14 protein-coding genes are annotated in these 14,814 nt (G+C 53.8%); 6 read left to right on the top strand and 8 right to left on the bottom strand.

Annotated elements, in window-relative coordinates:
* Window positions 1-7: 7 nt before the first annotated feature.
* The 5 genes from stjC to NA330_RS09220 all read right to left on the bottom strand — a co-directional run bounded on the left by stjC (window position 8) and on the right by NA330_RS09220 (window position 4,224).
* Window positions 8-715, bottom strand: coding sequence for a fimbrial biogenesis chaperone StjC (gene stjC, locus NA330_RS09240; protein ID WP_001112028.1), 708 nt, complete (start codon window positions 713-715; stop codon window positions 8-10).
* A 77-nt stretch (window positions 716-792) separates the two neighbouring features.
* On the bottom strand, window positions 793-1,482 hold the full coding sequence (locus NA330_RS09235; protein ID WP_000722272.1) for a DUF1120 domain-containing protein: 690 nt from the start codon (window positions 1,480-1,482) through the stop codon (window positions 793-795).
* 47 nt (window positions 1,483-1,529) lie between these two features.
* Window positions 1,530-2,219, bottom strand: coding sequence for a DUF1120 domain-containing protein (locus NA330_RS09230; RefSeq protein WP_000734713.1), 690 nt, complete (start codon window positions 2,217-2,219; stop codon window positions 1,530-1,532).
* Window positions 2,220-2,529: 310 nt separating this feature from the next.
* The gene (lplA, locus tag NA330_RS09225; RefSeq protein WP_023242391.1) at window positions 2,530-3,546 is read right to left on the bottom strand and encodes a lipoate--protein ligase LplA; all 1,017 of its coding nucleotides are present in this window, start codon (window positions 3,544-3,546) and stop codon (window positions 2,530-2,532) included.
* Between the two features lie 33 nt (window positions 3,547-3,579).
* Window positions 3,580-4,224 carry a YtjB family periplasmic protein gene (locus NA330_RS09220; RefSeq protein WP_000090067.1) on the bottom strand — a complete coding sequence of 215 codons (645 nt, stop codon included), beginning with the start codon at window positions 4,222-4,224 and terminating at the stop codon, window positions 3,580-3,582.
* Window positions 4,225-4,340: 116 nt separating this feature from the next.
* On the opposite strand from NA330_RS09220, the gene serB reads away from it, so the two are divergent.
* The 3 genes from serB (at window position 4,341) to nadR (ending at window position 8,178) form a co-directional block, all read left to right on the top strand.
* Window positions 4,341-5,309 carry a phosphoserine phosphatase gene (serB, locus tag NA330_RS09215; RefSeq protein WP_001132983.1) on the top strand — a complete coding sequence of 323 codons (969 nt, stop codon included), beginning with the start codon at window positions 4,341-4,343 and terminating at the stop codon, window positions 5,307-5,309.
* Between the two features lie 83 nt (window positions 5,310-5,392).
* A complete protein-coding gene (radA, locus tag NA330_RS09210) occupies window positions 5,393-6,775 on the top strand; it encodes a DNA repair protein RadA (RefSeq protein ID WP_001029710.1) in 1,383 nt (460 codons plus the stop codon).
* A gap of 170 nt (window positions 6,776-6,945) precedes the next feature.
* Window positions 6,946-8,178 (top strand): multifunctional transcriptional regulator/nicotinamide-nucleotide adenylyltransferase/ribosylnicotinamide kinase NadR, encoded by a 1,233-nt coding sequence (gene nadR / locus NA330_RS09205; RefSeq protein ID WP_001532645.1) that lies wholly within the window; start codon window positions 6,946-6,948, stop codon window positions 8,176-8,178.
* 117 nt (window positions 8,179-8,295) lie between these two features.
* On the opposite strand, the gene ettA is transcribed toward nadR, so the two are convergent.
* Window positions 8,296-9,963 carry an energy-dependent translational throttle protein EttA gene (ettA, locus tag NA330_RS09200; RefSeq protein WP_000046770.1) on the bottom strand — a complete coding sequence of 556 codons (1,668 nt, stop codon included), beginning with the start codon at window positions 9,961-9,963 and terminating at the stop codon, window positions 8,296-8,298.
* A 208-nt stretch (window positions 9,964-10,171) separates the two neighbouring features.
* Between ettA and sltY the strand changes: the two genes are divergently transcribed.
* Together sltY and trpR are read left to right on the top strand one after the other, a co-directional pair.
* Entirely contained in the window at window positions 10,172-12,109 is a 1,938-nt protein-coding gene (gene sltY, locus NA330_RS09195) for a murein transglycosylase (protein WP_000373272.1), read from the top strand.
* A gap of 57 nt (window positions 12,110-12,166) precedes the next feature.
* Window positions 12,167-12,493, top strand: coding sequence for a trp operon repressor (trpR, locus tag NA330_RS09190; RefSeq protein WP_000192003.1), 327 nt, complete (start codon window positions 12,167-12,169; stop codon window positions 12,491-12,493).
* 101 nt (window positions 12,494-12,594) lie between these two features.
* On the opposite strand, the gene yjjX is transcribed toward trpR, so the two are convergent.
* Complete coding sequence (gene yjjX, locus NA330_RS09185) at window positions 12,595-13,110, bottom strand: inosine/xanthosine triphosphatase (protein WP_000554311.1); 516 nt, start codon at window positions 13,108-13,110, stop codon at window positions 12,595-12,597.
* 48 nt (window positions 13,111-13,158) lie between these two features.
* On the opposite strand from yjjX, the gene gpmB reads away from it, so the two are divergent.
* Complete coding sequence (gene gpmB, locus NA330_RS09180; RefSeq protein WP_000942363.1) at window positions 13,159-13,806, top strand: 2,3-diphosphoglycerate-dependent phosphoglycerate mutase GpmB; 648 nt, start codon at window positions 13,159-13,161, stop codon at window positions 13,804-13,806.
* Here the strand turns inward: gpmB and robA are convergent.
* Window positions 13,803-14,672 (bottom strand): MDR efflux pump AcrAB transcriptional activator RobA, encoded by an 870-nt coding sequence (gene robA, locus NA330_RS09175; RefSeq protein ID WP_000371685.1) that lies wholly within the window; start codon window positions 14,670-14,672, stop codon window positions 13,803-13,805. The two genes, gpmB and robA, sit on opposite strands and share 4 nt — an antisense overlap.
* Window positions 14,673-14,814 lie beyond the last annotated feature (142 nt).

Below are 14,814 nucleotides of genomic sequence, written 5' to 3'. Positions count from 1 at the left end.
GCTCTCATCACGGCACCAGCGGTGAGGTAAAGCTGGGGACTTCAATGCCGTAACGGCTGGCAGGGTAAAAACGTACGGATGTATCAGCAGCAAGGGGCGTTTTTATACTGACGTTCAATGTTTCGCCGGGCAGAATATAGGTTTTTTTAATCGTGCCTTCGCCCCCGGAAGGTAAGAAGGTAATATTTTGGGCTAAACGTACAACGTAGGGAGACGGATTTTTGACGTTGATTGTTTGTCCGTTTCTGGACCAGGTTAATAATTTCCAGGCATCAGTAACGACCGGTAGATTTTTAGGACGAATTAATACCGGCAAATCCTGGCGTAGATTAAAACCTATTTTCATTCCCTTATTGGTAGATTTCGGAGGAATACCTTCAAACGTGACGCGTTTATAGTGCTCGACGGTGAGCGGTTCCGTGCTTTCCATAATAAAGCGTAGTTGCTGCTGCTGGCCTGCTTCAACGCGAACAACCGGTTGAGTGACATCCAGCTTCACACCATTGTCGTCAGGTAAATCAACGACGGTGGTATATAACAAAGCCGGATTGCTGTCGGTGTTTTTAACATTCATTACGCCGCTGTGTGTGGATTCTTCAATCACCAGTAGCGTAGTTTCCGGTACCATGCCGGCAGCGTTAGCCTGTGAAAAGAGTGCTGAAAAAACAAAGGGGACGCTGAGTAATAATAATGGAAGTTTAGTCACTGCTGGCATCAGAATTAGTCCTTTAATTTTGATCTGTCTCCCCATAATAAGGGAGACAGATCAATAACCTTTTTATACGGTCTGGATCAGAGATATTTAAGCGTGATGGTTGCCTGACCATCCAGAACAGTATCATCAGTAATGGCCAGCGTTGCAGTATCCTGAATGGCCAGTGAGGTTTTCAGCGGGAAAATGGCAAGAGTATACGGAACCGGTTCGGTGGTGCCTTTTGTAGCAACGGTAAACATTTCCATATTGCCGTTTTTGATAATCCCGGTGGTGGACTTCTGCCAGACTGGGCTATCAACGGTTCCTGAGATAGCGTCAGATTTTACACCATCAGCGGTAACGTTCGCGGTATCGGTGTAAATAGAGAACGCGCCGATTTTTACACCTTCGGTTGTTTTGCCAACGCCGTAGGACATTGTGGTATCAGATACTATACCATTAGTCATATTGCCATTGGCTATGGAGATAACGGATGCGCCTGGGTGGGTGTCCGCACGGTCATCGGTAATAGTCCAGGCTGCTTTGGTTGCAGACGGACAAGAGATACTCAGAGAGACATCTTTAGTGCCCAGTTGGTTTACATCGGTTGCGGAAAGTGTGGCGAGGCGGATAGTACCGTAATCAACCACGCCGCCGTCGCTGAGTTCTGGGGTACAACCGCCAACAATCAGTTGACCGGTGACTTTTAATACGGCGGTGGTGTCAGCATTCACGCTGGTTGTAGCAAAGGCTGCTGCAATTGCAGTAATAAGCAAAATTTTTTTCATTATAGTTCCATTAAAGAGGTGTTGAATATTCCATGTGAATGCTGGAGTTACAGATATACGAGTGTAAAGGTCGCCTGACCATCAAGCGTGGTGTTATCGGTAATAGCCAGTGTGTCCGTTCCCTGTATAGCGGCAGCTACGCGTATAGGAAATGTTGCGGTGGTAAAGGCGGCGGGGCCATTTTCATCGCCGACACTATATGTAGTGACAGTTGGAAATGTATTTGTAATCGCAACGAATTCGTTTCCTGCGATAGCCCAGTAATCTGGATTATTACTACTTGCCACTACCATTTTCGTCTGAATTCCATCGGCGGTCGCATTATTCAAGTCCATAGAGAGGCCGAATGAACCAATGTTGATACCACCTGCTGTTTTACCCAGACCTAGCTGATAGTTTGGTATTCTATTGTTCTGATGTCTAAATGTTGCGTCATCGATAGTCAATGATGTTACCGAATCGGGATGATTATCGGTAGCGGTCCAGCCAACTTTTGCCGGTGCAAGACACTGAATCGTGAGTGTTATATCTTTGTATCCCAGTTGATTCGTCTCAGTTGGCAGCAGATCGCTAACGGCCTTAGTACCGAAATCTACAACTCCACCATCACTTAACTCTGGTATACATGCGCCGTTGGTTAAAACGCCAGTCAGTTTTAATACAGCAGTGGATTCAACCGCTTGCGCTGAAGTTGATAATCCTATTACGACAGAGGTCGCTATTAATAATTTTTTCATCAGTAATCCCTAACGATTAAGTATATTTCCAAAGAACATGTAATGCGCGCCGGGATTCTATGAAGAGAATGATAGATTGTAAATTTAATAAAATTAAATCTTGCTTAAGAAAAACTTTAATCATCATTGGTGATGATAAATGGTTTATAATTCGCTGGGTTTATGAAGTGCGGGGAAATAATATTAATTTTAAAGATTATAGTTGTTGGCGAGTATGTTTTAACTATTTGTGCTATTCGCTCATTTTTCAGAATATGTTGTTATGTTTAAATAATATCAGAGACACATTCATCTCTCTGATATTATTCATTTAGCGCACTGCTCTGGCAATCCACGCCGATAATTCCCGCAGTTCTTTTTCCTGCTCCGGGAAATCAACCAGTAGCGCTTCGCACGCCTGTTGCAGCATATCCGCGCGGTACAAACACCCTTGCAGCCGCTCGGCCAGCGCTTCCAGCGGTGCCGGGTTCAGGCTATCGGTAAACACCTGCGCACGGGTAATCACACCTTTCTCGACGTCAAAATGCAGCTCGACGCCGCCCCAGGTGAAACGTTCGTCCAGTAGATGGCTGAACGCCGGTGCCTGGCCGAAATTCCACTCCCAACTGCTCTGGCGCGCAAAGGTTTCGGCAAAATTCGGCAGATCCGGCGTTTTATCCAGTGAAATCACTTCCGCGTCGACGCGTTCGCCGTAATGGGCGAAAAAGGCTTCCGTGACCGCCTGGCAGACCTGTTCATGGGTGATACCCGGTAATAGCTCGGTAAGATTGGCCACGCGGGAGCGAACGGAGGTAATCCCTTTCGCCGCAAGTTTCTTTTTATCGGGATTCAGATAGTTCGCCAGACGGCTGAGGTCGGCGTTCAACAGCAGCGTACCGTGATGGAAGCCGCGATCTTTGGTTTCGCGATAGGCTGAACCGGAGACTTTGCGATCGCCGTCCGGCGTTTTTACGACCAGATCGTTGCGTCCCGAAGCATCGGCCATGACCCCCAGCGAATTCAGCGCCGCGAGCACAATATGGGTGGAGATGGTTTTATCGTATTCCGGTTTACCGGCCATAAAGGTAAAGCAGGTATTACCGAGGTCATGGAATACCGCGCCGCCGCCGCTGCTACGGCGGGCCAGACGGACATTATCTTCTTCCATACGCCGCGTATTACACTCTTTCCACGGGTTTTGCGCGCGTCCAATGACCACCGTATCCGCGTTGCGCCACAGGAACAGCACGCGCTGGGTGGCGGGCATCTGGCGGAAAATGCACTCCTCGACCGCCAGGTTAAACCAGGGATCGTAAGAGTCAGAAATAAGCAGGCGTAATGTTGTCATGGTGGTTTTCCTTACCTTTATTAAGCCGTCATTTTACTCTTTTTCCTCACGCTCTTCCTCTTCCGGAACAGGTTTGCTGGCCGTTAACAGGAAGGGCGACTGCTGCCAGCGGGTGCGTTTACCTTGTAGCAAGGTGCGCGTCAGCACCACGCCTATCGCCAGCGAGAGTAGCAGCATCAGGCGTAGAATGTTGGTGGTGTTATCGACCTGCTTTGCTTCGGTGGCCAGCGTGTGGGTATCCAGCGTCAGACGCAGGTAGCCCAAGGGGCCGTTTTTCCCCTGGATAGGCTCGACAATTTGTTGGTTAAAATAGCTGCCCGCTTTTTTGCCATCCAGCGCCAGCCTGTCGCGCACGTTGACGCTTTCGCCAGCGCGAGTAATAAGATCGCCCTGTTCATCATAGACGCCGGCATCCAGAATACGGCTCTCTTGCGTGAGCTGACGCAGCACGGCGTTGATGCGATTTTCATCCGGTGTTTCGCTGCGCATCAGCGGGGCGATGTTGAGCGTCACCTGGCGCGCCAGCGTGCGGGCCAGCTCTTCCAGCTGCGGATTGCGCTGTCGCTGGTGGTTTTGACTAAACCATGAAGCGCCCTGCATGAGCGCGACGAGCAGTGTGAGACAGAACAATACAATGACTGCACGATGCAGCCGAAATTTCAGTTTTGCGCGAGCCATATTCCACCTGCTGAAAATTTGAGGCTTAATGTTGCCAGAAGCGATGGTTACAAGGTAGCCTCATGCGTTATTTTCCGCGGGGCGGTTACCGGCCTGAACGATTTACAGGAGCTTTAATGCCTAACATTACCTGGTGCGATCTGCCTGAAGATGTCTCTTTATGGCCTGGTTTGCCTCTTTCTTTAAGCGGCGACGAGGTGATGCCTCTGGATTACCATGCAGGCCGCAGCGGTTGGCTGCTGTATGGGCGCGGGCTGGATAAGCAGCGTTTAACTCAATATCAGACCAAACTGGGCGCCGCAATGGTGATTGTCGCCGCCTGGTGCGTGGAGGATTATCAGGTCATTCGTCTGGCGGGGTCGCTGACGCCGCGTGCGACGCGGCTGGCGCATGAGGCGCAGCTGGATGTCGCGCCGCTGGGTAAAATTCCGCATCTGCGCACGCCGGGGCTGCTGGTCATGGATATGGATTCCACGGCGATCCAGATTGAGTGTATCGATGAAATCGCTAAGCTGGCCGGTACGGGTGAGAAGGTGGCTGAAGTGACGGAGCGCGCGATGCGCGGCGAGCTTGATTTTACCGCCAGCCTGCGCAGCCGCGTGGCGACGCTGAAAGGCGCGGATGCCGATATTTTGCGCCAGGTGCGCGGGAATCTGCCGCTAATGCCAGGATTAACGCAGTTGGTGCTAAAACTGGAAGCGCTTGGCTGGAAAATCGCTATCGCCTCCGGCGGCTTCACTTTCTTCGCCGACTATCTGCGTGACCAGCTACGCCTGACGGCGGCGGTCGCCAATGAGCTGGAGATCATGGACGGTAAATTTACCGGCCACGTTATCGGCGATATTGTGGATGCTGAGTATAAAGCCAATACCTTGCTTCGTCTGGCGCAAGAGCATGACATCCCGCTGGCGCAGACGGTGGCGATTGGCGACGGCGCTAACGATCTGCCAATGATCAAAGCGGCAGGGTTAGGTATTGCCTTCCATGCCAAGCCAAAAGTAAACGAAAAGACGGAGATTACGATCCGCCACGCTGACCTGATGGGCGTGTTTTGCATTCTCTCCGGCAGCATGAACCAGAAATGATTAACCTGCCCAATGGCCAGGCGACCGTAGGCCGGATAAGCGTCAGCGCCATCCGGCAACAGCGTTAACGAAAGAGGTAAAACGTGGCAAAAGCTCCCAAACGCGCCTTTGTTTGTAATGAATGCGGGGCCGATTACCCGCGCTGGCAGGGGCAATGCAGCGCCTGCCATGCCTGGAACACCATTACCGAGGTGCGCCTTGCCGCATCGCCGACGGTGGCGCGTAACGAACGTCTGAGCGGATACGCCGGCAGTGCGGGCGTATCAAAAGTGCAGAAACTGTCTGACATCAGTCTTGAGGAACTGCCGCGCTTTTCTACCGGTTTTAAAGAGTTTGACCGCGTGCTGGGCGGCGGGGTGGTACCCGGCAGCGCCATTTTGATTGGCGGTAATCCCGGCGCGGGCAAATCAACGTTGCTGCTACAAACGCTGTGCAAGCTCGCCGAGCAGATGAAAACACTGTACGTCACCGGCGAAGAGTCGCTACAGCAGGTGGCGATGCGTGCGCACCGTCTCGGCCTGCCGACCGCTAATCTGAATATGCTCTCCGAAACCAGCATCGAACAAATTTGCCTGATTGCCGAAGAAGAACAGCCGAAACTGATGGTGATCGACTCCATACAGGTGATGCATATGGCGGACATCCAGTCGTCGCCAGGCAGCGTCGCCCAGGTCCGCGAAACGGCAGCCTACCTGACGCGCTTCGCCAAAACGCGCGGCGTGGCGATCGTGATGGTCGGCCACGTCACCAAAGACGGGTCGCTGGCGGGGCCGAAAGTGCTGGAACACTGTATCGATTGCTCAGTATTGCTCGACGGCGACGCCGATTCTCGTTTCCGCACGCTGCGCAGCCACAAAAACCGCTTTGGCGCAGTCAATGAGCTGGGCGTCTTCGCCATGACCGAACAGGGGTTGCGCGAAGTGAGCAATCCGTCCGCCATCTTTTTAAGCCGTGGCGATGAGGTCACTTCCGGCAGTTCAGTGATGGTCGTCTGGGAAGGTACGCGACCGTTGCTGGTGGAGATTCAGGCGCTGGTCGATCACTCGATGATGGCGAACCCCAGACGCGTGGCGGTCGGTCTGGAACAAAACCGTCTGGCAATCCTGCTGGCGGTGCTGCACCGACACGGCGGTCTGCAAATGTCGGATCAGGACGTCTTCGTCAACGTGGTCGGCGGCGTGAAAGTCACCGAAACCAGCGCGGATCTGGCTTTACTGCTGGCGATGGTCTCCAGCCTGCGTGACAGGCCGTTGCCGCAGGATCTGGTGGTGTTTGGCGAAGTGGGGCTGGCAGGCGAGATTCGTCCGGTGCCGAGCGGGCAGGAGCGTATTTCCGAGGCGGCGAAACACGGTTTTCGTCGGGCGATTGTGCCTGCCGCCAACGTACCGAAAAAGCCGCCGGAAGGAATGCAGGTGTTCGGTGTTAAAAAGCTCGCAGATGCGTTAAGCGTGTTTGACGACTTATAATTCTCTGTATGTAGTGATGTTGTATAATTTGCCGGATGGCGATGCAATGCGTCTTATCCGGCCTACGGATTGATACGGATTGATACGGATTGATACGGATTGATGTTGTAGGCCTGATAAGCGAAGCGCCGTCAGGCAGTGTTATGCGATTTTTCCAGCAGGAGGCTCTTGTGTCATCGTTCGACTATCTCAAAACCGCGATTAAGCAGCAAGGTTGCACTCTGCAACAGGTGGCTGACGCCAGCGGTATGACCAAGGGGTATCTGAGTCAGTTACTTAACGCCAAAATCAAAAGCCCCAGCGCGCAAAAACTGGAGGCGCTACACCGTTTTCTCGGGCTGGAGTTTCCCCGCCGACAGAAAAACATTGGCGTGGTGTTCGGTAAATTTTATCCATTGCATACCGGACACATCTACTTGATCCAGCGCGCCTGTAGCCAGGTGGATGAGTTGCACATCATTATGGGATATGACGATACGCGCGACCGCGGGCTGTTTGAGGATAGCGCCATGTCGCAGCAGCCCACCGTGTCGGATCGCCTGCGCTGGTTGCTGCAAACCTTCAAATACCAAAAAAATATTCGCATCCACGCCTTTAATGAAGAGGGGATGGAGCCTTATCCGCATGGCTGGGATGTCTGGAGCAACGGCATTAAAGCGTTTATGGCAGAGAAGGGAATACAGCCGAGCTGGATCTACACTTCCGAAGAGGCTGATGCGCCGCAGTATCTTGAGCATTTAGGGATTGAGACGGTGCTGGTCGATCCTGAACGCACGTTTATGAATATCAGCGGGGCGCAAATCCGCGAAAATCCGTTTCGTTACTGGGAATATATTCCTACCGAAGTGAAGCCGTTTTTCGTGCGTACCGTCGCGATTCTGGGCGGGGAATCAAGCGGCAAGTCTACGCTGGTCAATAAGCTCGCCAATATTTTTAATACCACCAGCGCCTGGGAATATGGCCGCGACTATGTCTTTTCGCATCTGGGCGGCGATGAGATGGCGTTACAGTATTCCGACTACGATAAAATTGCGCTGGGTCATGCACAATATATTGATTTTGCAGTGAAATATGCGAATAAAGTGGCGTTTATCGATACCGATTTCGTCACCACCCAGGCATTTTGCAAAAAATACGAAGGGCGCGAGCATCCGTTTGTCCAGGCGCTGATCGACGAGTATCGCTTCGACCTGGTGATTTTGCTGGAGAATAATACGCCGTGGATAGCTGACGGACTGCGAAGCCTGGGCAGTTCAGTGGATCGCAAAGCGTTCCAGAACCTGCTGGTCGAGATGCTGAAAGAAAACAACATTGAGTTCGTTCACGTTAAAGAGGCTGATTACGATGGCCGCTTTTTGCGCTGTGTGGAACTGGTGAAAGAGATGATGGGCGAGCAGGGATAAGAACCCATGCCTGATGCGACGCTTACCGCGTCTTATCAGGCCTACAGTTTCACAACGTACTGGAATCGCTGGGTTTGTAGGCCGGGTAAGCGCAAGCGCCACCCGGCATTCAGACATTTATTTGGCAATACGCTTGTACTTGATACGCTTCGGCTCCAGCGCCTCGGCGCCCAGCGTGCGTTTCTTGTACTCTTCGTATTCGGTAAAGTTGCCTTCGAAGAATTCCACCTTACCTTCATCCTGATAATCCAGAATGTGGGTGGCGATACGGTCAAGGAACCAACGGTCGTGCGAGATAACCATCGCGCAGCCAGGGAACTCCAGCAGGGCGTTTTCCAGCGCGCGCAGGGTTTCGATATCCAGGTCGTTCGTCGGTTCGTCGAGCAGCAGGACGTTGCCGCCCACCTGCAGCAGCTTCGCCAGATGCAAACGACCGCGCTCACCGCCGGACAGTTCGCCAACGCGTTTGCCCTGATCGACGCCTTTGAAGTTGAAGCGGCCTACATAGGCGCGGCTTGGCATTTCGGTATTGCCGATCTTCATGATATCCAGCCCGCCGGACACTTCTTCCCAGACGGTTTTGCTGTTGTCCATCGCGTCGCGGAACTGATCGACCGAGGCCAGCTTGACGGTTTCACCCAGCGTAATGGTGCCGCTATCAGGCTGCTCCTGACCGGACATCATGCGGAACAGGGTCGATTTACCCGCGCCGTTTGGCCCGATGATCCCGACGATAGCGCCTTTCGGTACCGAGAAGCTCAGGTCGTCGATCAGTACGCGGTCGCCGTAGGATTTACGCAGGTTGCTGACTTCAATGACTTTGTCGCCCAGACGCGGTCCTGGTGGAATAAACAGTTCGTTGGTTTCGTTACGTTTCTGATACTCAACGCTGTTCAGTTCTTCAAAGCGAGCCAGACGCGCCTTACCTTTCGACTGACGGCCTTTCGCGCCCTGACGCACCCACTCCAGCTCTTTCTCAATGGATTTACGGCGCGCCGCTTCGGCAGACGCTTCCTGCGCCAGACGCTGATCTTTCTGCTCCAGCCAGGAGGAGTAGTTGCCTTCCCACGGAATACCTTCGCCGCGGTCAAGTTCCAGAATCCAACCGGCAACGTTATCGAGGAAGTAACGGTCGTGGGTAATCGCCACGACGGTGCCTTCGAAGTCGTGCAGGAAACGTTCCAGCCACGCAACAGATTCGGCATCCAGGTGGTTGGTGGGTTCGTCGAGCAGCAGCATATCCGGCTTTTCCAGCAACAGACGGCACAGCGCCACGCGACGGCGCTCGCCGCCGGACAGTTTTTCGACTTTGGCATCCCAGTCCGGCAGACGCAGAGCGTCAGCTGCGCGCTCAAGTTGCACGTTCAGGTTATGACCGTCGTGCGCCTGGATAATCTCTTCAAGCCGGCCTTGCTCTGCCGCCAGCTTGTCGAAGTCGGCATCCGGATCGGCGTACAGCGCGTACACTTCATCCAGACGTTTGAGGGCGTTAACCACTTCCGAAACGGCCTCTTCAATCGACTCGCGTACCGTGTGTTCCGGGTTTAGCTGAGGTTCCTGCGGCAGGTAGCCAATCTTAATGCCGGGCTGCGGGCGCGCTTCACCCTCGATATCTTTATCGAGACCCGCCATGATGCGCAGCAGGGTAGACTTACCGGCGCCGTTAAGGCCCAGCACGCCGATTTTGGCGCCAGGGAAGAAGCTCAGCGAGATGTTTTTCAGAATATGACGTTTCGGCGGAACCACTTTGCCGACACGATGCATGGTATAAACGAATTGAGCCACGTTGGACTTCGCCTCTATGTTTATCGTGATGGTGAATAGATTTCAAAGGCGAAGTGTAGCCTTTTTCCCTGCCTAAGCCCAGCCAGCAGATCGCACTCGCAATAAAAGTAAAAAAGTGTCCGTAACGTGGCGCAAATGGCTATGACTGGTTAGCATAAATTCATTACGCGGCATGATGCTGCATTGGATAACAATTGAGGAAGAGCTTGTGGATAGAGCCAAACCATTTGTCTGGCGTCTCGTCGCCGCCAGCGTATGCCTGCTGACCTTTTGTCACCTCGCGCGGGCCGACTCACTGGAAGAGCAGCGTAACCGCTATGCGCAGATTAAGCAGGCCTGGGACAACCGCCAGATGGATGTGGTAGAGCAGATGATGCCGGGTCTGAAAGATTATCCGCTCTACCCGTATCTGGAATACCGTAAGATCACCGACGATTTGATGAACCAACCGGCGATTGCTGTCACGCAGTTTGTGCGCGCCAATCCTACGCTTCCGCCTGCGCGTACGCTGCAATCACGCTTCGTCAATGAGCTGGCGCGTCGTGAAGACTGGCGCGGCTTGCTGGCGTTTAGCCCGGAGAAACCCGGCACCACGGAAGCGCAATGTAACTATTACTACGCGAAATGGAGTACCGGGCAAACGGAAGCGGCCTGGCAGGGCGCGAAAGACCTTTGGCTGACCGGCAAAAGTCAGCCGAATGCCTGCGATAAACTGTTCAGCGTTTGGCGGGCCTCCGGCAAGCAAGACCCGCTGGCGTATCTGGAACGTATTCGGCTGGCGATGAAAGCCGGGAATACGGGGTTGGTTACGGTGCTGGCCGGACAGATGCCGGCGGAATATCAAACGATCGCCTCAGCGATCATTACCCTGGCTAATGACCCTAATAACGTGTTGACCTTCGCACGCACCACCGGCGCCACCGATTTTACCCGCCAGATGGCGGAAGTCGCGTTTGCCAGCGTCGCCCGCCAGGACGCGGAAAATGCGCGTCTGATGATCCCCTCGCTGGTACAGGCGCAGAAACTTAATGAGGAACAAACGCAGGCGCTGCGCGATATCGTTGCCTGGCGACTGATGGGCAACGATGTGACCGATGCGCAGGCGAAATGGCGCGATGACGCGATTATGCGCTCGCAATCGACGTCGCTTATCGAGCGGCGCGTGCGTATGGCGCTGGGGATGGGCGATCGTCGCGGTCTCAATACCTGGCTTGCCCGACTGCCAATGGAGGCGAAAGAGAAAGACGAGTGGCGTTACTGGCAGGCGGATTTATTGCTGGAGCGCGGTCGTGACGCCGAAGCGAAAGAGATCCTTCATGCTTTAATGCAGAAGCGCGGTTTTTATCCGATGGTTGCGGCGCAGCGTTTAGGCGAAGAGTACACGCTTAAAATTGATAAAGCGCCCGCCAACGTAAACAGCGCGTTGACGCAGGGGCCGGAGATGGCGCGTGTACGGGAGCTGATGTACTGGAACCTGGATAACACGGCGCGCAGCGAATGGGCGAATCTGGTAAAAAGCCGTAGTAAATCTGAACAGGCGCAGCTGGCGCGCTATGCGTTTAACCAGCACTGGTGGGATCTGAGCGTACAGGCGACGATCGCCGGAAAACTGTGGGATCATCTGGAGGAGCGTTTCCCGCTGGCGTATAACGATCTTTTTACCCGCTATACCCGCGGAAAAGACATCTCACAAAGCTATGCCATGGCGATTGCCCGCCAGGAGAGCGCCTGGAACCCGAAAGTAAAATCGCCGGTAGGGGCCAGCGGCTTAATGCAGATTATGCCGGGAACGGCCACCCATACGGTGAAAATGTTTTCGATTCCGGACTACCGCGGCCCCGGCCAACTGCTGGAGCCGGAGACCAACATCAACATTGGCACCAGCTATTTGCAGTATGTCTATCAGCAGTTTGGTAATAACCGTATTTTCGCCTCGGCGGCGTATAACGCCGGGCCGGGGCGCGTGCGCACCTGGCTTGGCAATAGCGCCGGGCGTATCGATGCCGTAGCGTTTGTCGAAAGCATTCCCTTTTCGGAAACGCGCGGCTACGTGAAAAACGTTCTGGCCTATGACGCTTACTATCGCCACTTTATGGGGCAGAAAGAGGCCTTAATGAGCGACTCTGAGTGGCAGCGACGGTATTAATGCAGACGGGTTATGTTATCATTTGTACTCGTGTAACAGTACAAACGGCGGTATAACATGACCCAGCATTCCCCTTATTCATCGGCTATCGCCGAACAACGTAATCAGGAGTGGCTTCGTTTTGTGGAGTTACTCCGTCAGGCATATGCAGAGGATCTGCATCTGCCTTTATTACAACTGATGCTTACGCCGGACGAGCGTGAAGCGCTGGGAACGCGCGTGCGCATTATTGAGGAGTTGCTGCGTGGCGAAATGAGCCAGCGCGAGTTGAAAACCGAGCTGGGGGCGGGCATCGCCACCATCACGCGCGGGTCAAACAGCCTGAAATCCGCGCCGGTTGAACTGCGTCATTGGCTTGAGAACGTACTGCTGAAAAACGCCTGATTTGCTCGTAGGCCGGATAAGGCGAAGCGGCCATCCGGCAACATCGCCGCGAAATGCCTGATGGCGCTGTGCTTATCAGGCCTACAACATAGCGCAAATAATTATCGATACACCGCGTTATGAAACGGGCTGAGCGCCAGGATCACCGCCTGGTAGTAAACGCTGGAGCGCGTTAATTTTCCGGCGGTAAATACGCCAATGGCGCCCTCTTTGCGACCAATCTCGTCAATACCTGTGTACTGCGACATCACCGGGCCAAGCGCTTCTCCCTGGCGGACTCTGTCGAGAATGACGGCGGGCAGCGGCAGCGTGGCCGATCGCGCTTCACCGCGCTGAACGCCGTTATCAATCACCACCCAACTGAAGGTGGCGTCATCGTCAATTCCGGCTTCAATGGCTACCCAGAAATCAGCTTGTGGATGCAGGCGTCGCGCGTTATCCACGCGATTTCGTGCGCCAGCACGCGTTTCCTCGCTTCCGAAGGGCTGCTCCGGTACGCCGCTCTCGACGGCGACGGGCGTAATATGGCACGATCCTTCGCCGAAAATCTCTTCAAATGCCTGTAGAATTGCCTGAATTTTGGCAGGATTGGTGGTCGCAGAGATAACCTGGTGCATAATTAAGCTCAGTTTTAAAAATTTATCGCAGTATAACGGAAAAAAAACATGTTACAGGTATACCTTGTTCGCCACGGTGAAACGCAGTGGAACGCCGAGCGACGTATTCAGGGCCAATCGGACAGTCCCCTGACAGCAAAAGGCGAGCAGCAGGCCATGCAGGTAGGAGAACGCGCCCGCAGCCTCGGCATCACCCATATCATCAGCAGCGATTTAGGCCGCACAAAACGCACGGCGGAGATTATCGCCCAGGCGTGCGGGTGTGATATCACCTTTGACTCCCGCCTGCGCGAGCTGGATATGGGCGTGCTGGAAAAGCGCCAGATCGATTCGCTGACGGAAGAAGAAGAGGGCTGGCGTCGTCAGCTGGTCAACGGCACGCAGGATGGCCGCATTCCCGGTGGGGAATCGATGCAGGAGTTGAGCGATCGCGTTCATGCCGCGCTGGCGTCCTGTCTGGAGCTACCGCAGGGCAGCCGACCTTTATTGGTCAGTCACGGTATCGCGTTGGGCTGTCTGGTCAGTACTATATTGGGACTACCCGCCTGGGCGGAACGCCGGTTACGTTTGCGCAACTGCTCTATTTCCCGCATCGATTACCAGGAAAGTCAGTGGCTGGCGTCTGGGTGGGTGGTAGAAACCGCAGGGGACGTTTCGCATCTGGACGCCCCTGCATTGGATGAGCTACAGCGTTAACGGCGAATCGGGATCAGAAATTCGCAGCGCAGGTTGATAGGGCGATCGCCGGTTTTGGTATCTTCTGACGGGTAGTATCGCTCTATATCCTGTCCTTTACGACGGGTCAGATTCAGCATTGGCATACAGGTGCCGTAAACGGTCAGGATAAAATCCTGCACGCCGGTTCCTAACCCTTCATAGGTGAACATGACGTATTCACCGCCCTGCAACAGCACAGGATGCGCCGACTGAACATAGCCATCGGCCTGCTCTTGCGGCAGTGCGGTGGTATAGAATACTTCCTGCTCATCGTCTTTCTCCATGCTGGGGCGCGTTTCATTAAGCCCATAAAGCACTGGCGGAATAGTTGGCGAATGACCGAGGAAATCATGCCAGAATTGCACGCGCATTTCGTGGCGGAAGTCGGAAATCTGTTCCAGCGAGCAGGAATAGCTCTGCGTGACGCCAAGGAGCGGCGTATCTTCCAGCGTAACGAACTGATGTTCCGGCACGGTAAACTCGCCCAGCCGTAATGGCGGGCGAATGCCAAAGGCGCTCCATTCCGAGGAGCGACGATACAGCGCTGGCGTCTGGGAAAACTGTTTCTTAAAGGCGCGCGTAAAGGTTTGCTGAGAATCGAAGCGGTACTGAAGAGCAATATCCAGAATTGGACGCGCGGTCAAACGCAGCGCCACTGCTGATTTCGATAAACGACGGGCGCGGATGTAAGCGCCAATGGCGTGGCCCGTCACGTCCTTAAACATTCTCTGCAGGTGCCACTTGGAATAGCCTGCTTTTGCCGCCACATTGTCAAGTGACAGCGGCTGATCCAGATGACCTTCCAGCCAGATTAACAGGTCGCGAATTATGCCAGCCTGATCCATAAAATATCCCCATCCTTTCAACAACGAGCACCCGATATCAGGTAAGAGGATAATAGCATTTTTTGTTCTTTTAGCATTCAGTGTTTTTTTTGAGCTTAAATGCTTTTTTTAGGCAACGTGACAGGTAATTATTCTAATCCTG

The sequence above is a fragment of the Salmonella sp. NW722 genome (genome assembly GCF_051702785.1).
GTDB lineage: Bacteria > Pseudomonadota > Gammaproteobacteria > Enterobacterales > Enterobacteriaceae > Salmonella > Salmonella enterica.
Note: the sequence above shows the minus strand (reverse complement) of the source record. Positions and strands in the feature narration are given on the sequence as shown.